The sequence below is a fragment of the Paenibacillus sp. sgz302190 genome, assembly GCF_059820445.1.
Genome location: NZ_JBZYAO010000025.1, coordinates 20752 through 40365 on the forward strand (window position 1 = coordinate 20752; position 19614 = coordinate 40365).

The window sequence follows — 19614 nt, forward strand, 5'->3', positions numbered from 1 at the left end:
TTGTATATCAAGGGTTTTTATCTTGATGCGGGTCATTATCGGTGAGGTTCAGGCGCAAACATGTCTTGAGCTACTGTAAGGAACGCTCGAACTGCCGGGGAAACGGAAGCCGATGGACAAGCTAATGCCACGTTACGCCAATTGAGTTGTTTAAGGTTCCCGATTTTAATGTTCGGCTGGTCTTTCAGAAACAATTCAGGCCCGATAGTAATGCCAAGTCCTTCTTGCACCATGCTTGCGATCGTGGCACAGTCTTGAACCTCAAAACGAACCCGGGGTTTTATTTGGGCTTGGGAAAAGATTTCATCCACATGAGATCGATAAACTCCTTTAGGCATAATAAACGGTTCTTCTTTTAAATCCTGTACGTCGATTGCTTGCACTTTTTGGAAGCGGTGCTCTTCAGGGAAGGCAACTACCATTTTATCTTGGATTAGCGGCAATACATGCAGATCCGTATTCACATTTTGTTGGACGACAATTCCGATATCGATCACTCCGATCTCAAACCACTCCATAATTTCATCATAAGTTCCTTCAAAAAAGATAAACTCAATGTTTGGATATTTTTTATGAAACTTGGAAATGATTTTGGGCAATATGCAAGAGGTCGCGCTAGCGAAACTTCCGATTCGTATAGTGCCGGCTTCAAGTTTTGATGCAAATGCGATTTCTTGTTTAAGTTTTTCCATCTGATTTAAGATTTCCCGGATATGAATCAGAGTTTTGTGGCCCACATCCGTAAGGATGAGACCTTTTTTACGATCGCGAATCAAGAGAGTAATGCCCCATTCCGCCTCCAAACCGGCAATAGCATGACTTACTGCAGATTGTGTCATGTTAAGCATCTCGGCTGCTTTGGTAAAGCTGCCTAGTTCGATCACTTTGGAGAATATTTCAAATCTCGCAATGCTCATGAGTATCTCCTCATATATTTGATTAATAACATTAATTTGATTCATGTTAACATGGGGAATATAATTTATGCAAGCAGTACATCTGATGCTGAACTATCCTGTCTTTGGAGGCAAATAATATGGCTCGAAAACTGTTTTCATCCATGGATCTAAAAGGTTTACACCTAAAAAATCGTATTGTCATGGCGCCAATGTGCCAGTATTCGGTTACTTCAAAAGATGGAATGCCAAGCGATTGGCACTATGTTCACTATCTCAGCCGTGCGATAGGCGGAGCGGGCCTCATTATCATGGAAATGACGGATATTGATCCCGACGGCCGAATAACCGATTTTGATCTTGGTTTGTGGTCCGACAAGCATATTCCGGCCTTCGCCAAAATTATCGACGGCGTACATGCTCATAACGGAAAGATCGGGATTCAGATCGCTCATGCCGGAAGGAAAACGGAAGACGCGGTGACTCCCATTGCTCCGTCCGCGATAAAATTCCCCGGATCGCCTTATAAAATGCCGCACGCCCTATCAACTGAAGAGGTGCAAGACGTCATCCGAAAATTTGCCGATGCAGTCCGCCGCGCTATAAAAGCCGGTGTAGATACGATCGAGCTGCACGGAGCTCACGGCTACTTGATCCATCAATTCCAATCTCCTCTGACCAATAAACGAGAGGATATTTACGGCCAAGAACTTGCCCGTTTTGGAGTAGAAGTCATACAAGCGGTGAAAAAAGAGATGCCCCCGGATATGCCGCTCATCTTCCGCATCTCGGCAATTGAGTACGCCGATGGCGGATATGACATTGATCATGCCATTGAATTGTGCAAAGCCTACCGAACTGCAGGTGTCGATGTGTTTCATGTGAGTACAGGCGGAGAAGGTCCCGCCGGACAAAAAAAGCCGGGCAATTACCCGGGCTATCAAGTACCTTTTGCACGTCAAATTCGCGAGGCTTTGAACGTACCCGTCATCGCAGTCGGTTTGCTGGAAGATCCTGAGCTGGCGGAAGCGGTTATAGACAGGGAAGAAGCGGATCTTGTCGCGATTGGCCGGGGCATGCTGCGTGATCCGTATTGGGCTGTGCATGCGGCTATTACGCTTCTCAATGATCCGGATCATATTCCGAAACCATACAGAGATGCGTATTAAAGCAGGAAAGGAGAAACAAACTTAAAATGTTAAAACGGCCGGAAAAAGACGAATATGATCCGTATTTTTCAATTTATATCAATCTTATATCCGAAGGCGATATCCGCCAATTTCTTCAACAACAGCAAAATCGGATAAACGACTTATTTGGCAGGCTTAACGAAGTAAAAGGCGAGCTGCGATATGCGTCCGGGAAGTGGACATTGAAGGAAGTGCTCGCTCATATCAGTGATTCGGAACGAGTTATGAGTTACTGGTTGCTCAGCATCGCACGTGGAGATACGACAAAACTTTCGGGCTACGATCAGGATATGTTTGTAAACACAGGTTCCTTCAGCGACTGTACGTTTAAGGAGTTGATTGCAGATTTCCAAGCGGTCAGACAAGCAACAATCTCCCTTATGACCACGATTTCAGAGGCGAATTGGTTAAGGACTGGCTATGTTGTCAATAAAGAAGTGACTGCACGAACCATGCTTTATGTAATTGCAGGACATGCGGAGCATCATTTGAATGCGATTAAGAATGCAGTTACGGTATCGGAAAAGGTTGTTTTGGAGGACAGCGTAGGTACAAGGCATTATGGAAGCGGCTGGCAGGATCATTTAAAATAGACCTATCTGCATCGATGGGAGGATTTTAGGTGAGCTTGAATGAACGTAATCGTAATAAACTGGAGAGCTTGATCCTGGAACATCAGTTTTCACATGCCTTACAGTATTTGATGGAGAATACGCTGCAAGGAATTAGATGTACAAAAGCCGGAACGGCCAACTATGATTCTCCTTGCGGCTCCAGAATCGGCGGAGATCCCGACCTTCCTTCTGAAATAGAATGGCCCTTGACGACTGACGGCATACCTATGACTTTTTTGCTTCAACTGAATTTGAAAGATTTGGCCAGGCATGACGCATCTTCGCTGCTTCCGGTTGGCGGTATGCTTTATTTTTTCGTGGGGATCGATGAGCCGGCTTATAATATTCAGCATCGCGTATTGTTTTTGCGTGAGGATCAGCTTGCTTCTGCCCAGCGCCGCTTATCTCCCGAAGTGACTGCTTTGGAAGAGCAGTTTTGCGGTTATCAGCTTGAAGCCAGGGCATCGCTTGAGCCACCGAATTATGCCTACGTCGATTATGACCGGATCGAGAACGAAACGTTCGGTTATGAAGATTACGAGGATTTGAGTTTTTCGATCAGTGACAGTCAGCGTGGCGAGGTTGCCCGATTGTTCGGTTACCCTACGAGCCAGCACGATGATTGCGAATATGAGGCGGCTTTAATGATATTGACAGGCGCAAACTACAGCTATGATAAAAATAAGGCGCTTCAACAAATAACCGATCATTTTGCGGGGGATGAGGAAAAAGCCAAGCAGGAAATTGGGGATACGCTAATGCTCCTTGAGATTGAATCGGATGACGATGTCGGATTTTTGTGGTGGGACGCCGGTGTGCTGCAATTTTTTATTCGCAAGGAAGATTTGCTGGCAGGGCGCTTTGACCGTACGTATTGCTCGCTCTATTCAAGCTGAAATATGGTGTCGAATTGTATAATTGATTCTTTGCGTTGACATGTTATAGTATAGAACTGGTAGTCCAAAAACAGCTATCAATTCAAATTAAAAGGAGCTGAGCATGGTGGCGGTAGAGGCTTATTTGAATTTTAATGGAAATTGTCGCGAGGCTGTACAATTTTACGCAGAGGTTTTTGGAACGGAACAACCCAAAATGATGACTTTCGGGGAAATGCCGCCTAATCCGGAATTTCCGCTTCCGGAAGCGGCGAAAAACCTGATTATGCACACCAGGATTTCTATTTTTGGAAGCACAGTGATGTTTTCCGACGTTTTTCCAGGCATGCCTTTTGTGGTGGGCAACAATATAAGCCTGTCCATCGTGACCGAAGATGCCGACGCTCTGCAGTCCGCTTTCGATAAGCTTAAAGAGGGCGGCAAAGTGGGCATGGAGCTTCAAGAAACGTTTTGGAGCAAACGCTACGGCAATTTGACGGACAAGTTCGGCGTACAGTGGCAGTTCAATCTCGGATCGGGCGAGTGGTAATACTATCACAATCACAATATCAATGAGCACCGCTGCGATAACCTTGCTGCCCTGTCGGCGCAGGGTTATCGGCGTTTTTGTGCGAGTGGAAGCCGGGTTGTTCCGTTCCGCCGAATTGCCTGATGTCTTTGTTGGGAGTGAATACCCGTGGAAGCCAACCTTAAGAAACCGAGCGGATTGCTGCATACGAAATCCAGATCGGATAAATCGACGCTTGATTTATATTTGCCTACGCCGGAACTTGAGCTTTATGTCGAGCATTATTGGATCGTAAATTGGGATTTAAGAGGGCAGGAGCCTTACGTTTCGGAAAATTTGCCCCATCCATCCGTGCATTTGGTCATTGAGCGGGATCAGTCGCAGATCGTGGGGGTTATCAAAGAAAAATTTGCGAGACGGCTCGAAGATAAGGGCTTCGTGTTCGGGATCAAATTCAGGCCGGGAGCTTTCTATCCATTCGTAAACAGCCCTGTTTACAAATTCACGGGACGTACAATGTCTGCGCATGAAGTTTTCGGGGCCGATTTTTCACCGTTTGAGGATGCCATTCGGGCGATGAATGACCAAGCCGGGATGGTTGAGCTAGCGGAAGCGTTCCTTCGCAAACGGCTGCCTGTGCATGACGAGACGGTTGCGCAAATGAAGTCGATTATAGACAGTATTATATCCGATAGAAAAATTACGGCCGTCGAAGACGTTGCGGACCGGTTCCAAATTTCAACGCGAATGCTGCAGAGGCTGTTCAGAAAATACGTCGGCGTCAGCCTCAAATGGGTCATTCAACGCTACCGGCTCCTTGAGGTAGCCGACCAATTGGCGAACGGCCCCCCTCAGAGCTGGCCGGAGCTCGCCATCGAGCTGGGGTACTACGACCAGAGCCATTTTATAAAAGATTTTAAAGGGATCGTCGGGCTTTCTCCCGAGGAATATGTCAGGAAAAACAGCGCTAATAGCGACCGACAACCTGCTTCTGACCGCTAATTTTTCATCGCTTTTGCCAGCTGGGCCAGTTTGTTCATCGTATTCCAGTTGCGCGCTGTCGACGTATTGCCTAGCTTTTGCAATTGCTTCGCCAGTTTGGAGTCCAGTATGCTGCGCCGGAACAAGAAATAAATTTCGCGTCCGTGAATGCAGTATTCGTCGTCATCGCGCTCGCTGGCGGCCAAGGAATCGACCGCCTTTTGCGGCGGAGCATCGGTAAACGCGGAAACGTGGATGCTTTCTTTTTCCGCCAGAACGAGATCCGCATAAGGGCAGTCCGCGATGATTCGGTCCAGTTCTTCTGCGGTTCTTAAAACAACGGTGCTCGAAATCCCGAAAGCCCCTTGGATTCCTTCCTCAATCCGCCGGCGCAGCTGCTCGGGGCTGTCCGGCGATTCGAACAGGACGTTGCCGCTTTGAATGTACGTCTGTACCCGGTCAAGACCAATCGCTTCCAATGCGCTTTTCAGCTCGGTCATCTTGATCTTGTTATGTCCGCTCACGTTAATAGCCCGCAGCAGCGCGATATAAATTGTCATTCCGGCATCTTCCTCCATTGCTTTTTATAAATAAGGCTCTTGGCCGTTATCCATCCAATCTTCGCGCGTAGGGCCATAGATTCCGGTCGGCCGCAGCCCCGCTTGACGCATAAGCACGGTCATTTGCCCGCGATGATGCATTTCATGCTGGACCAGCAGATGCAACGATTTTGCGTTGGACCATACTTCGCCGTGCGCGTCGTGCGTGATCAGCAAATCCTCGTCGCTCCATAGGGTTTCTACCGCATGAAGCAGCGCTACCGGTGAGAACATCCATTAAGCGTCCGGTTGCTTCCGTCTCGGCCTTCCATTCGGCGGCAAATGCGCTAATCGTATGATACATTTGTTTTTCCTCCTTGAAAAGCTTTTTATGAGGCCATCGTCGATTATTAATGTACATAAGAACAGCCGGGTCTGTATTGTAAAAAAGCGACAAGCCATTTGTCGCGGCAATGGGGCCCAGTGACAAGTATAGCGGTAATATCTTTGGAATGAATCCGTGTTTGGCCATCGTATTTTTATACAAATGCAAAATGTTTTGTAGCGTTTGTGAAAGTAAATCGATATAGATGTGTAAAAGTGATGGAGCATTAGCGGCAAAGAAAATTGAAGCATTGCTTTGCCGCAGATTTTTTGCAGCATTTACATCGGCAGCGAAGGGCGGAGAGCAGTAAAAGATTGCCTTGACTTTTCACGAGCCAAGCGCTATCTTAAAAGTGAATTTAAATTCACTAATAAACACCTTTTGGCAATGGTGTATTTCCAAAAGGCAGGGAATTTATTTTTTTCTCTTAAAAATGAATTTAAATTCACTATTAAAAAAGGAAGCGGTGCTTGCCCCATGCAATTGGAATCGATCGATGTATTCAGCCCTGATTTTAAAAAGAACCCTTACCCGACCTACGCTTACTTGCGCGAAAACGTTCCCGTATTCCGCATTGCGCTGCCGGACGGCCAGGGGTTGTGGCTCGTTACCCGGTACGCTGATGCGTTGTCCGTGCTGAAGGACGGCCGATTCGTCAAAGACGTGCGGAACGCGATGACGCCGGAAGAACGTGAGCAAATACCGCCCAAACCGGAAGTGCTGGAGGCGTTCTCGCAAAACATGCTGGATCTGGATGCGCCGGATCATACGCGGCTCAAGCAGCTCGTTCACAAAGCTTTTACTCCCCGGATGATCGAGCAGCTGCGCGACCGTGTGCAGCGTCTTGCCGACGAGCTGCTGGACACTGTGGAAGGCGAGGGGACGATGGACTTGATTGCCTCTTACGCCTACCAGCTGCCGATCACGGTGATCGTAGAGCTGCTCGGCATTCCGTATGAGGACCGCAACATGTTCCGGGCGTGGTCGGATGATCTGGTGGCCGGTTCCGAAATCGTCGAACCGGATGAAAGGCAGCTGGCCGTATCGGCCGCATTGGCCGATTACTTGCGCAGCCTGTTCGCCCTCCGTCGCAGCGATCCGCGGGACGATCTCATTTCGGCGCTTGTCGCGGTAGAGGAAGCGGGGGAGAAGCTGAATGAAAGCGAGCTGCTGGCGATGATCGTCCTTCTGCTCATTGCCGGCCACGAAACGACCGTCAATCTTCTCGGCAACGGTATGCTTGCGCTGCTGCAGCATCCCGAACAGCTGCGAATGCTGGCGGAAAATCCGGCCTTACTGCCGAATGCGATCGAAGAGCTGCTGCGGTATACGAGTCCGGTGGAAATGACGACTCCCCGTTTTGCGGGCGAGGATGTGGAGCTGTGCGGCGCGGTTATTCCGCGCGGAGAGACGGTGCTCGTCGTGCTCGCATCCGCCAACCGCGATGCGGAGCAGTTCGACGACCCCGAGCGGCTGGACATTACGCGCCGGGACATACGCCACTTGGCGTTCGGCCAAGGCATTCACTTTTGCCTGGGCGCGCCGCTGGCCAGGCTGGAAGGGCAGATCGGCATCGCCACGCTGCTCCGCCGGCTGCCCGGGCTGCGGCTGGCCGTTCCAGCCGAGGAGTTGGCGTGGCGCCCGCATCTCATATTAAGGGGGCTGGAGAAGCTGCCCGTCCTGTTTTAACCGCATGTTGAAGGCGCTCATGCCCGACCCGACAGCTGAACAATCCGCAGCCGAACGATACGTTGGGGGCCACCCCGCGTCAGAGGCGGTAGCCACAATCTGCCTGGCTGCGCGAAGAAAACCTGCAAAAATACATGAATTTGTATCCTAGATCGCTGGCCACGCTGAATTCCTGCAAAAGTACAGGCTTTTCAGCGGAGACATGGGCTCAGGTTCACTTTCAGCGAAAATACCTGCACTTTCGCAGGTTTTTCGCCAAAACGAATCGATTTCCAAGGAAAAACCTGCACTTTTGCAGGTTTTTCCTTGCCAAGCTGCTCCCTGCCCAGCTGCTCCCTACCAAGCTGCTCCCTGCCAAGCTGCTCCCTGTCAAGCTGCTCCCTGCCCAGCTGCTCCCTGCCAAGCTGCTCCCTGCCCAGCTGCTCCCTGCCAAGCTGCTCCCTCCCAAGCCGCTTCCTACCAAGCTGCTCCCTGCCAAGCTGCTCCCTGCCATGCCGCTTCCTACCAAGCTGCTCCCTGCCCAGCCGCATCCTGTCCAACTGCGCCCTACCAAGCCGCTCCCTGCCACTGCCCGGTTACGCAGTTCCTCGACCTGCGCCGGGAGAGGCGCGCGGGCCCCGCTGGTTCCCCCGCCCTAACAAATTGCCGTGACTTTCTTGGGCTGCTTGGGCCGCCGAACGATATGTTCGGCTTTTTTTATTTTTTTCGCTACGATTCGACAATTTGTAGAGAAATTTGTGAGAAGTATTTGGTATAGTTAGTATATCGGGACCGTAAAAATATACAATGAAAACAATTGTGTTGACAGCAACATTCGGATATGGTTCGCTATACTATGAAAATGACCCATTTTTCGATAAAATTATACAAAATTATACAATATTCATATAGTTCGTTAGGGGGTGAGCGTTGCGAAAAAGAGCGTTGTTTTTTACATGAGCATCATACTATCCGTTTGCGTGCTTACGGCCTGCCAGAGACCGGACCCGTCCGCGCAAGACTCTGACGCCGCCTCCGGCGCGGCTGTGCAGTCCAGGCAGCATTACGGGGATGACCTGCAGATGCAAGATAAGCGGCAGGCTTTGCAGCAATTTATCGTCTCCGGGCTTTCCGGCCGATTCGGCGTGTTTACGAATTACCGCGATACCGGCCAGAGCGGGGAGGCGGCTTCCGGGCACGAGGTGTTAAGCGAGTCGGCCGGTCTGCTGATGCGCTACTACGCGCTCACCGGGCAGCAGGATGCCTTTGATCGGGAATGGGAGCGCGCCAAGCAAACTTTTGACCTCAAGACCGGGTTCAGCTACCGTTACAGTCCCGCGCTGCAAAAGCGGTATACGGTCAACGCGGCGGTGGACGATTTGCGGATCATCCGGGCGCTGGACGAAGCCGGGGAGGCGTTCAATAGCGACCGGTATAAGAGCGAAGCCCAAACTTACGGCAGCCGTTTTTACGAGCATAATGTGAAAGACGGCAGCCTGTATGATTTTTACGACGAAGCTTACGGAACGACCAACGCGTTTGTTACGCTGTGTTATGTCGATTTCAGGGCGCTGCAAAAGCTCCCGCTTCCCCCAAAGCAGGGGCAAAAGCTTGCGGCTAACATGCGGCAAATCGTGCAGGGCGGCTATTTGTCCGATTCGTTCCCGTTTTATGAAACGCGGTATCAATACGATAAGAAAGCGTACAACTCCGATAATATCAATACGGTGGAATCGCTGTTGACGATTTTGGCGCTGGCGGAAATTCGCGAACAGAAGCCGGCGAGCATCCGCTATTTGAAAGAAAAAGTGAAGCAGGGCGCATTGTTCGGGCAGTACACGCGTGACGGCAAGCCGCTGAACGATGTTCAGTCGACAGCCATTTACGCCATAGCGGCGATGATCGGCTCACGGATTGGGGATCAGGAGCTATACGGGGACAGCATCCGCAAAATGAACCAATTTCAAATTGCCGATGCAAGCAGTCCGCTGAACGGAGGGTTCGGCGATACCGCCGCGCAGCAAGCGTATTCTTTTGATAATTTGATGGCACTGCTCGCATATGCGTACTAATTGGCTAACGATGAATGAAGACGGAAGGAAGGCGCAGAGCATGGCAGGCGATAAAGCCAAACATTACGTTCAGCGGGCATTTGCCGCGTTCAGCCATTACATATCTCCGGCTTTTTTGGCGGCGGCCGGCGTTTTGCTGGTTACGGCGATTGCGCTGTACGTGCCGCCCTATATCGGAATGGCGGATAACGGGGATTATTTCCGTATTTTGTACAGCAACGGTCTGTACTTTAATGCGCCCGACTACAACAGCCAGTACTTGGGCTACTTTGTCAAAGAGTACGGCATATTTCAATACTACAACGAGAACGGCTCCACGTTGTTCTCCTCGCAATCCCTGTTTATCAAGCTCGCCATTTGGCTGAACGGGCTGTTTGTCCATGGACAGGTGTTTGATATTCGTGTTCAGTCGGTCATTTTCACCGCGCTGTATACGATCGGGATTTATTTGCTGGTGGAGAGTCTGACGTGGCGAATTCCCCGGAAATTCGGTTATCCGATTGCGCTGCTCGCTGTTTTTATGTTTGGCGATACGGCATACACGGCTTACTTCAATTCGTTTTTCAGCGAAAGCGTCGTTTTGGTGACGATGGTGTTTATGTTTGCATCGGCACTGCTGCTTTACCGGAAACGGTACAACGATTACGTCATGCTGGCCGTGTTCGCGGTCAGCGCCCTTCTGCTGACGACCAGCAAACAGCAAAATGCACCTGTTGGCGTCATCGTCGCCATTGTCGGCGTCTTTCTTGTGTTCATCGGCAAAACAAGAACGTTTCGCGCGCTGGCAGCTTCCTCGCTGGTCGTTTTGCTGCTGGCGGGAACGGCTGCTTACGTATGGATTCCGAAAGAGTTTGTCAACATCAACAAATACCATGCGATGGCCCGGGGGGTGCTCATGGAATCCGCCGATCCGGAAGCGGCGCTGGAGTCGCTCGGCATGGACAAGCAGTACGCACTGTTGAAGGGGACCATTTATTACGAGCCCTACTCGACGGTAGACGTCAATTCCGAATTGCTGGACAAAAATTTTTACAGCCGGTACGGCTTCGGCTCGATTCTGGTTTACTACATGAGCCATCCCGACCAAGCCGGCAAAATGCTGGAATTGGCCGCCAAAAATGCGTTTACGATTCGCCCGGCGGCTATGGGCAATTATGAAAAGTCGGTCGGTAAGCCTTTTGGAGCGCAAACCGCGTTTTTCTCGGGATACAGCACGATCAAAGAGGCGCTTTCCCCGAAAACGTTCGGCTTCATCGTCATCTGGACGATTCTCGTTGTCGGCTTGTATTCGCCGTCCTTTATTTCCGCCGTCCGAGCGAGGCGGTTCAGAGCGGCGCTGCGGCTGCCGCTCGTCGTCACGATGATACTTTTCGGCTTATCGGGCATCGCTGTTTCGATTGTCGGGGCCGGGGACGCCGATTTGGCGAAGCACGAATTTTTGTTTACGGCGGCTTTCGATTTCGTTACTTTTTTAACGGTCGCCGATGCGATCAGACGGCGCTTGTGGCAAAGCGAGCAAGAAGCGGAGCCTGAAGACGCTGTCGCCGAAGCTCGCAGAAACGTTGACAAAAGTGGAGGCGGGCATGCGTATGCGAACCCTTTTTAAGACACTGATCCTGGCCGTCTGCATGCTGCTCGCGCTTCCCTTTTCCTATGTCCATGCGTCCGGGCGGGAGCCTGTCCATGTCCTGCTCGTCTATGACAGCTTGGCCAAAGAATCGCCCAGAGAAGGCAATGTCGAAACGCTCCAGCGGCTGCTGGCGTCCTTCGGCGCAAAAGTTGCGCTCACAACTTTCGACAGCTACAGCCAAGGGACTATGAGGCAGTTCGCCAAAGTGATCGAGGTCCGCAATGCGGCCGATTTGGCCGTTGCGAACGAGGCTTACGCGCACGACTTGGAGGCCTACGAAGGCGGCTTATTGCATATTGGAGCGGACGCCCCCTCGAAGCTGCAGCAAGAGCTGGGCCTTCAGACGAAGACGACGGGCCGGGATAAGGTCCGGCTGGCCGCCGGCCAGTTCTCGCAATCGTCGATCGCCGTGCACAATATGCCTTATATCGTAAGGAGCTCAGGCACTCCGTACGGCACCGTTACGTCGGAAAGCGGCGATTGGTCAGCGCCCTTTGCGGTCAGCGCCGACCGTTTGGCCTATGCGCCTTATTTCGAGCAGGGCAACCTGAGCGAGCTGGCGCTGGCCTCCTTGCTCAGGGACTGGCTGGGGGTTAGCGGGGAGAGTCATACTTACCTCGTATTCAAGGCGATTTCTCCGTTCTCCAATCTCGATTTATTGGTGAAGCTAGCCGATAAGCTGTACGATGCCGGCATTCCTTTTATCGTCAGCGCAAGTCCGGTATTTGCGAATACGGACTACCCGGCCATGCAGCGCTATCTGGAGACGCTGAAATATGTGCAGTCCAGAAACGGCAGTATTTTGGTGAACGCGCCTGTCGTGGCCCAGGCGATCAATCAGGACGATCCCGAGCTGAAAGCGAAGATGGCGGCTTTCGTGGACCGGCTGGCCGAGTACGGCGTTGCCCCGCTGGGTATGGGCGCGGAGTTGTATTGGTCGTATGACCGGCAGTATGCAGCTGCTGGAACCGGTTTTTTCGATTCCGCCGTGCTGTTTCCGAGCGTTCGGCCGCTTTATAAGGCGCAAACGAACGAGTCTCAGCCGTTCGCGTCCTCGATGTACAGCGTGGGGCCCGGTTTTTTGCAGCAGTTTGACCGCAAAGGCAAAGCCGTGCAATCCTTGCCGATGGATACGGCGGTCACGATGGATTTCTTCGAGAATGAGGCGCAGCTCGATGAGGCCGTCCGGACGCTCTCCGGCAGTTGGATTACGTTTGCCGATTATAAGGACGGCGCTCATGCGGTACATACGGACGCTCATTCGATTGCTTCGCGCGGCGGCGTACTGCTGCTTGACGGAAAAAGCCTGGATCTGAACAGCACTTTGCAGGAAATCAGTCCGAAGTACGTTTACACGGAAGCACAGAAACAAAGTTTAACGACGCTGTTTAATGTGCAAAATAATGTGTTTATGGTCATTATTTTGGCGACGCTTCTTATTTTCGGATTCTTTTTCACGATCGGGTCGCGGCTGTACAAACGTAAATTTTTCAAATAGGAGACGTTATGACTATTGCCGACATTTTAATGCTGATTGCAGTTACGTGTATTTGGTCCCTGCTGCTTGTGAACGTCGCCCTTATTATCGCCGGTTACTTGTACTATATGCAGAACGAGAACGAAGCCGCGCCGGACATTGAAGGAGAGGCGCCGTTCGTCTCGATTTTGGTGCCCGCCCACAACGAGGCCAAAGTGATCGGCCAGACGGTTGAGGCGCTGCTGGCGCTCGATTATCCGCACGACCGGTATGAAATTATCGTCATCAACGACAATTCTTCCGACAACAGCAGCACCCTGCTCGGGAGTTTGCAGGCGGGTTATCCGGATCGCAATTTGTATGTCATCAACACGGACGCGTTAACGGGAGGCAAAGGCAAATCCAACGCCCTGAACATCGGGTTCGCGCGAAGCAAAGGCGAGCTGATCGCCATTTACGATGCCGACAATACGCCGGAGCGAAAGGCGCTGCGTTACCTTGTCGCCGAGATTACGCGCGACCGCTCGCTCGGTGCGGTAATCGGCAAGTTCCGTACCCGCAACCGCAATGCAAGCCTGCTGACGCGGTTTATTAATATAGAGACGCTGTCGTTTCAATGGATGGCGCAAGCCGGGCGGTGGAAGCTGTTCAAACTGTGCACCATTCCGGGCACCAATTTTATTATGAGGCGCCACATCGTGGAAAGCATCGGCGGCTGGGACATTAACGCGCTGGCCGAGGATACCGAAATCAGCTTTCAAATTTATTTGCTCGGCTACCGGATCAAATTTCAGCCGAAAGCCGTTACCTGGGAGCAGGAACCGCAAACGGTCAAGGTGTGGTTCAGGCAGCGGACGCGCTGGGTAAAAGGCAATGTTTATGTGCTTGTGAAAAATACCCGGCTGCTGTTCAAACGCTCGGCGAAGAACATCCGCTTCGATATCATTTATTTTTTATCGATCTATTTTTTGATGCTTACTTCGCTGGTCATGTCCGATCTGCTGCTGATTCTTCATGCATTAGGCTACGTGTATACGACGATCGCCGGTTTCAGCTCGTTTTTATGGATGCTGGCCATTCTGCTTTTTATCGTTGGCACTTATATGACATTAACGACGGAAAAGGGGGAAATGCGGTTTTCCAACGTGTGGATCATCATGCTCATGTACGTTTCCTATTGTCAAATGTGGATGGTTGTCGCGGCATACGGCTTGATCACGTTTTTCAAAGAGCGGTTGTTGAAACGGGAATTCAAATGGTACAAAACCGAACGTTATTAAGAAGGGACAGAAGACACGTGAACAAACGAGTGATCGTCGCATGGATGGCCTGCTTGTCATTGCTTTTCTCACAGCTCCCCGGGGCTTCGGCCGAAGAAGCGGGGGCGGCGAATCCGACCGGCTACGTCATGTCTTTAACGGATACGAACACCTCCTTGTCGGGGTTGATGTCATCCAAGCAAGTGTATTTTCAAATACCCGAATATTGGAATGTCGACGGCGTGACGGTGAATCTGGATTACAAAGCATCTCCTTTAACGAAAAACGACCGCTCAAGCGTTACACTGGTGATGAACGGAACTCATTTTTATTCGTTCAGACCTGCGGTCAGCGACGATCCCAAGCAGCGTCTGACGGTTACAGTGCCCAAGGAGCTGGTGATCAAAGGCACGAACACGCTATCCATCGAAGGCTCGATTCAGACGGTGAACGAGGTCATGGCCTGTACGCCGGATCAGTCGCAAGACAATTGGCTCCAGCTTTACAGCACTTCCAGCGTCGATGTGCAGCATACGAAAGCGCCGCTTACCGGAAGCATCAGCGATTTTAACCGGCATTTTACCGGGATGGACACCGTGATTCAGGGTCAAAATGCGGTTGCGGTGCCGGAGCGCAGCAACCAGACCGAATTGGAAGCGGCGGTGTACGCGCTGTCCGGCTATGCCAAAGCAAACGGCGTGAAAGACAAAACGATCCCGCTGCTTACATACACCGCGGATAATTTGAAAGATAAGACGGCTGTCGTGGCCGTAGCTTTGTATGACAACTTGCCGGGCGATATTAAAAGCTTGCTCGGTTCCCGGGATTTGAGCAAACAGGCGCTGATTCAACTGGTGAATAAGGATACGCAGCCGACGCTCGTCATCACGTCCCAGGACCCCGCTTTATTGGTTAAAGCCGGTCGTTTAGCGGCCAATCAGACGTTGATGGGGCAATTGGACGGCGACGCTAAAGTGGTGGATGCCGAAACGGATGTGTCAACGCCTCCGGTAAGCATCAGCAAAAACGTGCCGCTATCTGCCGGCGGGGACGAATTGAAGGGGCCGATGCACCAGGAGAAAACGTACTTCGTGCCGATGCCGGCCAACCGGGCTATTGCGGACGCCAGCAAAATCAGCCTCGATTTCCGTTATGCGCAAAATCTCGATTTTGACCGCTCCATGGTGACCGTTCTCGTCAATAATACACCGATCGGCAGCAAAAAATTAACGAAAGAGCTGGCCAATAACGACACGCTGACGCTGACGATTCCGCAAAATCTCGATATTGCCGGCAACTTTTCCGTCACGGCCGCATTTGACCTGGAGCTGAAAAACGCTCCCTGCACGCAGAACCAAGACCAAATGCCGTGGGCATTCGTCTCCAAAGATTCGCTGCTGCAGCTGAACATGAAAGACAGAACCGATTTGCTGTTCAACAATTATCCGTATCCGTTCCTGCGCGACGGCATTTACAACCAGGTTGCGGTCGTGCTGCCGGAGCAGCTTGATGGGTACACGTACCGGACCATATCCAATCTGTTCAACCTGCTGGGACGGTACGCGGAAGGCAATACGGGCGAAGTCCGGTTTTTCGCAGACAGCGCCGCGCCGGCCGATTTGCAGGACCGCAACATTATTGCGATCGGGACGTATCAGAACAACAAGCTGATCCGCGACAATAACGGCAAGCTTTATTTCCGGTATAGTCCGGACGGCAGCGGCATTGTATCCAACGAAAAAATAAGCATTGATGCCGGTTACGGCAAGCGGATCGGCACGCTGCAGCTTATCGATTCGCCCTTGAAAAGCGGGCACGGCTTGCTGGCTGTCACAGGCGCCGGCTCCGAGTATTACTACCTGGCTTCCAAATCGATCGCCAGCGAAAGCACGATGTGGAAAGTATACGGGGACGGCGTCATTGCGGACAAGGACGGCAATATCAACGCGTACCGCTTCAAAAAGCAGGCGGGCCAGCAGCAATCCACGCTCGTGAGCGACGTGCTCGCGCGGACCGATGTGCTCGGATTTATGGCCGCGGCCGTGCTGACCATGGTTCTGGTCCTGATGTCGCTGATTCTCATGATTCGCAAATACCGGAAGAAACGGAGGGAGAGCGATGAAACGCAATCAAAGTAGCCTGCTGTCGGACGGCGCCTTCCTGCTGCTGTTCGTGCTCTGTTTTATCAGCATTGTGTTCACGTCCGGCGATCCCAATCGTTACATCCAAAACATCATATTCCTGAACGTAGCCTTCCTTATTGCGGTCGTCACTTACTTTACGACGGTGACGACGGGGCTGATTTTGAATATCGTCTTTATTTTCGGCTACGGTACGTTTATTTTGTACCAAAGCGTCGTTCAAGGCGCTCTTGTCGGGGGACAGAGCTATTTTTGGCTCGTCATCACTCCGGCGTTCACCATCGTGACGTGGATGCTGACACTGGCGAACAAGCAGCTGCAAAGCGAAAACGATCAGCTGCAAAAAACGAACGGGCGGCTCGCAACCATGGATGAAAACACAAATTTGAAAAACAGCCGCTCGTTTCAAAATGACGCCGCTATTTTCATGGCGCTGTCGGTCCGCTACAAAATCCCGCTGACGCTGCTCGTCATCAACGTGAAGTACTGGGACGAATTGCGGCGACTGATCAGCGAAGAGCAGATGACGGAGGCGATCCGGGACGTATCTAGGCTGAGCCAGACGAGCATCCGCACGAACGACTCCTTATACTTGTTCGACAAGGAGAACCCGACCTGGGGCATGCTGCTCTTCACGGACCGGGAAGGAGCGTCGGTCGTCATCGACCGGTTGAAGCAAAATGTAACAACGTTTAATAACGTTGATTTTGCCGACAAATACAAGGTCGAACTGAACCTGAAGATCGGGGCTGTAGAATACACTCCGGAGGAAATTCCAACGCCGCTTGATTTTATCGTACAGGCGAGACGAAGGCTTGAGTACGACGTGTAGGGTGGTGGGCGCAGAGGCGGGTGCGTGTGTGAGTAAGGGCGCGGTGCGAGTGTAGGTGCGGCGTGAGCTAGAGCGCGGGGGCAGGTGCGGGTGTGGGCGCAGGCGAGGGCGCGGCACGAGTGCCGGCGCACCGCAGGTGCGGCGCCGTCGAACTGGTGCCCGTGTCGCCCACCATCGGTGTCCTCGCCAGTACGCAGGTGCCCGGCAGCTCCAAGTGCGCACTAACGCCCGCGCCTGTGAGCGCGGGCACGAGCGCGATGCCGCCGAAACGAATGCAAAAACGCCGGAGACGATGACGTCTCCGGCGTTTTTGTGGTGCCCGGCTTGGCAGCGAGAGCAAAAGCCTGCAAAAGTGCAGGCTTTTACAGAGGCCGAAGCCGGAATGGAGGCAAAGCCTGCAAAAGTACAGGAATTTCCGCTCATGACGGGCCTGAGCCCGAATTTTAGCGGGAAAGCCTGCACATTTGCAAGAATTTTTGAAGGAAAGGGGCATCAACGGGCAAAAAGATGCACTTTTGCAGGTTTTTTGCACTGGTGCCTGGCGCCAGTAAGGTTGATGCCAGCGCCAGCACCACCGTCCACGGGTCCTTCGCCAGCGCCCTTACCCCGCGCGGCCGCGGTGGGTGCCAATTAGTAAGCGAGTGCGAACAGGCCGTGGATGTGGGACAGGTAGCGGATGTTGCTCGCTTCCTTCATCAGTGTGGCCGGCAAGCCTTTGAGCTGCGTGGCGTTGCCGCCGATTGTGCCGATGCCGTCTTTGCGGCCAAGGCTGCCCAGCGTTCCGGAGAATACCGGCACGAATTTGTCCATAACGCCGCCCTTGAACAGGACGGACAGGTTGTAGCCGACGGTTTCACCCATCTGCCAAGCAAGCTGCGCTGTCGGCGGATAAGGACGGTCGCCGCCTTCAGGGAATACAACCGCGCAGTCGCCTGCGAGGAATACATCCGAATGCGAAGTCGATTGCAGCGTCGGTGTAACCGTCGCGCGGCCGCGGTCTTCGGCAAGGCCGCTGCTGCCGACAACCGGATTGCCTTTTACGCCGCCTGTCCAAATAATCGTGCTGGACTCGATCGTGCGGCCGTCTTTCAGCGATACCGCCGTTTTTGTCGCTTCCGTAATGGCAACGCCTGTGATGAAGTTCACGCCGCGTTTCTCGAGGCTCGTTACCGCGCGCTCGATCAGCACTTTCGGGAATATCGGCAGAATGGAAGGACCGGCTTCTACGCAGTACAGCGCAATGTCGTTAAAGTCGATGCCTTTGCTGCGGCAAACTTCAGGAAGTTTGTCGGCGAATTCGCCGACAAGCTCGACGCCGGTCAAGCCGCCGCCGCCGACAACGATCGTCGCATCGGCTTTATTGCCGGATTTTTTGTAAGCGTCCAGACGGGCTTCGACATGCTCGCGAATGCGTTTGGCGTCGGCGGCCGATTTCAGGACGAGGCTGTTTTCTTCCAGTCCCGGAATGCCGAAGTAGTTCGTTTCGCTGCCGAGCGAGACGATAAGCGCATCGTAGCTGTGTACGGCGCCGCTTTCGAGAACGACACGCTTGTCGTTCGGCTTGATTTCTTTAACTCCATCAACAACAATGTTTATATTTTTGTCGCCTAGCAGCTTGCTGAGAGGAAGCGCAACCGCTTGCTCTTCAATTGTGCCTCCTGCAAGACGATGCAGTTCGGTAATAATTTGGTGAGTCGGAAAACGGTTAACAATCGTAATGTTCGCTTCCGCTGCCGACAAATATTTGCGTGCCGTTAAAGCCGTAAGAACTCCGCCATAACCGGCGCCCAGAATCAAAACTTGTTTCGACATGTCCATCCTCCATTATTTGTCAACGAATCCGTTGGTATCAGTTTGCGGTTTTGCGCTCAGCCAGCACGTTCAGGAAAGCTTGAGCAAAACGAAGCGTTTTTTGCACTTCGGGATCTTTCATCATTTTGAGAATAGCGAACAGGCCGACGGTGGAGCTTGCTTCGGCTTTCGAGCGTTCGCCGGCTTCGATAGCCGCTTGCGCGATATCTTTGGCTTTCTCTTGTACCGGTTTGACGAATTCGCCGATTCCTTGCGCAAAATCGTTGATCAGCACTTTATCCGTCGCGATATTTTGGGCAAAATCGTAAGCTTTGGTCATCAGCGTTACCATTTCGGCCAATTTAGGCAGGTTTTCCACCAATACGGTCAAAGATTGCTGAACCTCCGGCTTCAATAACTGATCCAGTACGTCGAGCGATTTTTTTTCTTCCGCGAGGCTTACAGCTACCTCTTGTTGAGCTGTTTGTGACATAAGAAAACGTCCTCCTTTGCGTAAAATTAAAATGTAGGTTGCTGTTTCGATTGTGTTAACCAACCACTCAACGAAAGCCGCATGTCCAGAGGATTGTAACATTTTTCACATATGAGACGGCAAGAATGCCGTTCTTTTTTGAAGGGCATCACAGCTTATTCTCGGTGAATAAATGAAGCGACAACGAACATGGTGTAATCGTCTTTCAACCATCTCTGTTTATTTTACACCTTTTGCGCCTA

Annotated in this window: 18 protein-coding genes; 12 read left to right on the forward strand and 6 right to left on the reverse strand. The window is 51.9% G+C overall.

What is annotated here, in order from left to right:
- Positions 1-35 precede the first annotated feature (35 nt).
- Positions 36-917 (reverse strand): LysR substrate-binding domain-containing protein, encoded by an 882-nt coding sequence (locus tag AC6RNO_RS24075; RefSeq protein WP_497107022.1) that lies wholly within the window; start codon positions 915-917, stop codon positions 36-38.
- Positions 918-1036: 119 nt separating this feature from the next.
- Between AC6RNO_RS24075 and AC6RNO_RS24080 the strand changes: the two genes are divergently transcribed.
- The 5 genes from AC6RNO_RS24080 (at position 1037) to AC6RNO_RS24100 (ending at position 5106) form a co-directional block, all read left to right on the forward strand.
- The gene (locus AC6RNO_RS24080) at positions 1037-2065 is read left to right on the forward strand and encodes an oxidoreductase (protein ID WP_497107023.1); all 1029 of its coding nucleotides are present in this window, start codon (positions 1037-1039) and stop codon (positions 2063-2065) included.
- Between the two features lie 26 nt (positions 2066-2091).
- Positions 2092-2679 carry a DinB family protein gene (locus AC6RNO_RS24085; protein ID WP_497107024.1) on the forward strand — a complete coding sequence of 196 codons (588 nt, stop codon included), beginning with the start codon at positions 2092-2094 and terminating at the stop codon, positions 2677-2679.
- 29 nt (positions 2680-2708) lie between these two features.
- Positions 2709-3596, forward strand: a complete 888-nt coding sequence (locus AC6RNO_RS24090) for a DUF1963 domain-containing protein (RefSeq protein ID WP_497107025.1) — start codon at positions 2709-2711, stop codon at positions 3594-3596.
- 106 nt (positions 3597-3702) lie between these two features.
- Positions 3703-4125 carry a VOC family protein gene (locus tag AC6RNO_RS24095; RefSeq protein ID WP_488437543.1) on the forward strand — a complete coding sequence of 141 codons (423 nt, stop codon included), beginning with the start codon at positions 3703-3705 and terminating at the stop codon, positions 4123-4125.
- Positions 4126-4272: 147 nt separating this feature from the next.
- A complete protein-coding gene (locus AC6RNO_RS24100; RefSeq protein WP_474683585.1) occupies positions 4273-5106 on the forward strand; it encodes a DUF6597 domain-containing transcriptional factor in 834 nt (277 codons plus the stop codon).
- Here AC6RNO_RS24100 and AC6RNO_RS24105 read toward each other — a convergent pair.
- On the reverse strand, positions 5103-5645 hold the full coding sequence (locus AC6RNO_RS24105; RefSeq protein ID WP_497107026.1) for a DUF1697 domain-containing protein: 543 nt from the start codon (positions 5643-5645) through the stop codon (positions 5103-5105). The genes AC6RNO_RS24100 and AC6RNO_RS24105 overlap by 4 nt on opposite strands.
- A gap of 24 nt (positions 5646-5669) precedes the next feature.
- Entirely contained in the window at positions 5670-5918 is a 249-nt protein-coding gene (locus tag AC6RNO_RS24110; protein ID WP_488437498.1) for a DinB family protein, read from the reverse strand.
- A gap of 568 nt (positions 5919-6486) precedes the next feature.
- Here AC6RNO_RS24110 and AC6RNO_RS24115 point away from each other — a divergent pair.
- A complete protein-coding gene (locus AC6RNO_RS24115; protein ID WP_497107027.1) occupies positions 6487-7698 on the forward strand; it encodes a cytochrome P450 in 1212 nt (403 codons plus the stop codon).
- A gap of 191 nt (positions 7699-7889) precedes the next feature.
- Here the strand turns inward: AC6RNO_RS24115 and AC6RNO_RS24120 are convergent, their stop codons facing one another.
- Positions 7890-8237, reverse strand: a complete 348-nt coding sequence (locus AC6RNO_RS24120; RefSeq protein WP_497107028.1) for a hypothetical protein — start codon at positions 8235-8237, stop codon at positions 7890-7892.
- A gap of 396 nt (positions 8238-8633) precedes the next feature.
- Here AC6RNO_RS24120 and AC6RNO_RS24125 point away from each other — a divergent pair, with 396 nt between their 5' ends.
- The 6 genes from AC6RNO_RS24125 to AC6RNO_RS24150 are packed head-to-tail and all read left to right on the forward strand — an operon-like array spanning position 8634 to position 17088.
- Positions 8634-9749 (forward strand): hypothetical protein, encoded by a 1116-nt coding sequence (locus tag AC6RNO_RS24125; protein ID WP_497107029.1) that lies wholly within the window; start codon positions 8634-8636, stop codon positions 9747-9749.
- Between the two features lie 40 nt (positions 9750-9789).
- Positions 9790-11355 carry a glycan biosynthesis hexose transferase WsfD gene (wsfD, locus tag AC6RNO_RS24130; protein ID WP_488437501.1) on the forward strand — a complete coding sequence of 522 codons (1566 nt, stop codon included), beginning with the start codon at positions 9790-9792 and terminating at the stop codon, positions 11353-11355.
- Positions 11339-12877, forward strand: a complete 1539-nt coding sequence (locus AC6RNO_RS24135; RefSeq protein ID WP_497107030.1) for a hypothetical protein — start codon at positions 11339-11341, stop codon at positions 12875-12877. The genes wsfD and AC6RNO_RS24135 overlap by 17 nt, the downstream gene beginning before the upstream one ends.
- Before the next feature lie 8 nt (positions 12878-12885).
- Positions 12886-14136: a glycosyltransferase gene (locus tag AC6RNO_RS24140; protein ID WP_497107031.1), complete on the forward strand. Its 1251-nt coding sequence runs from the start codon at positions 12886-12888 to the stop codon at positions 14134-14136.
- A 17-nt stretch (positions 14137-14153) separates the two neighbouring features.
- Positions 14154-16253 (forward strand): cellulose biosynthesis cyclic di-GMP-binding regulatory protein BcsB, encoded by a 2100-nt coding sequence (locus AC6RNO_RS24145; protein WP_488437504.1) that lies wholly within the window; start codon positions 14154-14156, stop codon positions 16251-16253.
- A complete protein-coding gene (locus AC6RNO_RS24150; protein ID WP_497107032.1) occupies positions 16234-17088 on the forward strand; it encodes a diguanylate cyclase domain-containing protein in 855 nt (284 codons plus the stop codon). Before AC6RNO_RS24145 ends, AC6RNO_RS24150 begins: the two co-directional genes overlap by 20 nt.
- Positions 17089-17718: 630 nt before the next feature.
- Here the strand turns inward: AC6RNO_RS24150 and AC6RNO_RS24155 are convergent.
- Both AC6RNO_RS24155 and AC6RNO_RS24160 read right to left on the reverse strand, forming a co-directional pair.
- Entirely contained in the window at positions 17719-18900 is a 1182-nt protein-coding gene (locus AC6RNO_RS24155) for an NAD(P)/FAD-dependent oxidoreductase (protein WP_474683595.1), read from the reverse strand.
- A gap of 37 nt (positions 18901-18937) precedes the next feature.
- On the reverse strand, positions 18938-19372 hold the full coding sequence (locus tag AC6RNO_RS24160) for a helical membrane plugin domain-containing protein (RefSeq protein WP_474683596.1): 435 nt from the start codon (positions 19370-19372) through the stop codon (positions 18938-18940).
- Between the last annotated feature and the right edge of the window lie 242 nt (positions 19373-19614).

Bases quoted from the DNA above. Each gene is read 5' to 3' on its own strand.
- AC6RNO_RS24075 (WP_497107022.1), bottom strand. From the start codon at position 917: ATGAGCATTGCGAGATTTGAAATATTCTCCAAAGTGATCGAACTAGGC.
- AC6RNO_RS24080 (WP_497107023.1), top strand. From the start codon at position 1,037: ATGGCTCGAAAACTGTTTTCATCCATGGATCTAAAAGGTTTACACCTA.
- AC6RNO_RS24085 (WP_497107024.1), top strand. From the start codon at position 2,092: ATGTTAAAACGGCCGGAAAAAGACGAATATGATCCGTATTTTTCAATT.
- AC6RNO_RS24105 (WP_497107026.1), bottom strand. From the start codon at position 5,645: ATGACAATTTATATCGCGCTGCTGCGGGCTATTAACGTGAGCGGACAT.
- AC6RNO_RS24110 (WP_488437498.1), bottom strand. From the start codon at position 5,918: ATGTTCTCACCGGTAGCGCTGCTTCATGCGGTAGAAACCCTATGGAGC.
- AC6RNO_RS24115 (WP_497107027.1), top strand. From the start codon at position 6,487: ATGCAATTGGAATCGATCGATGTATTCAGCCCTGATTTTAAAAAGAAC.
- AC6RNO_RS24125 (WP_497107029.1), top strand. From the start codon at position 8,634: ATGAGCATCATACTATCCGTTTGCGTGCTTACGGCCTGCCAGAGACCG.
- wsfD (WP_488437501.1), top strand. From the start codon at position 9,790: ATGGCAGGCGATAAAGCCAAACATTACGTTCAGCGGGCATTTGCCGCG.
- AC6RNO_RS24135 (WP_497107030.1), top strand. From the start codon at position 11,339: ATGCGAACCCTTTTTAAGACACTGATCCTGGCCGTCTGCATGCTGCTC.
- AC6RNO_RS24140 (WP_497107031.1), top strand. From the start codon at position 12,886: ATGACTATTGCCGACATTTTAATGCTGATTGCAGTTACGTGTATTTGG.
- AC6RNO_RS24150 (WP_497107032.1), top strand. From the start codon at position 16,234: ATGAAACGCAATCAAAGTAGCCTGCTGTCGGACGGCGCCTTCCTGCTG.
- AC6RNO_RS24155 (WP_474683595.1), bottom strand. From the start codon at position 18,900: ATGTCGAAACAAGTTTTGATTCTGGGCGCCGGTTATGGCGGAGTTCTT.
- AC6RNO_RS24160 (WP_474683596.1), bottom strand. From the start codon at position 19,372: ATGTCACAAACAGCTCAACAAGAGGTAGCTGTAAGCCTCGCGGAAGAA.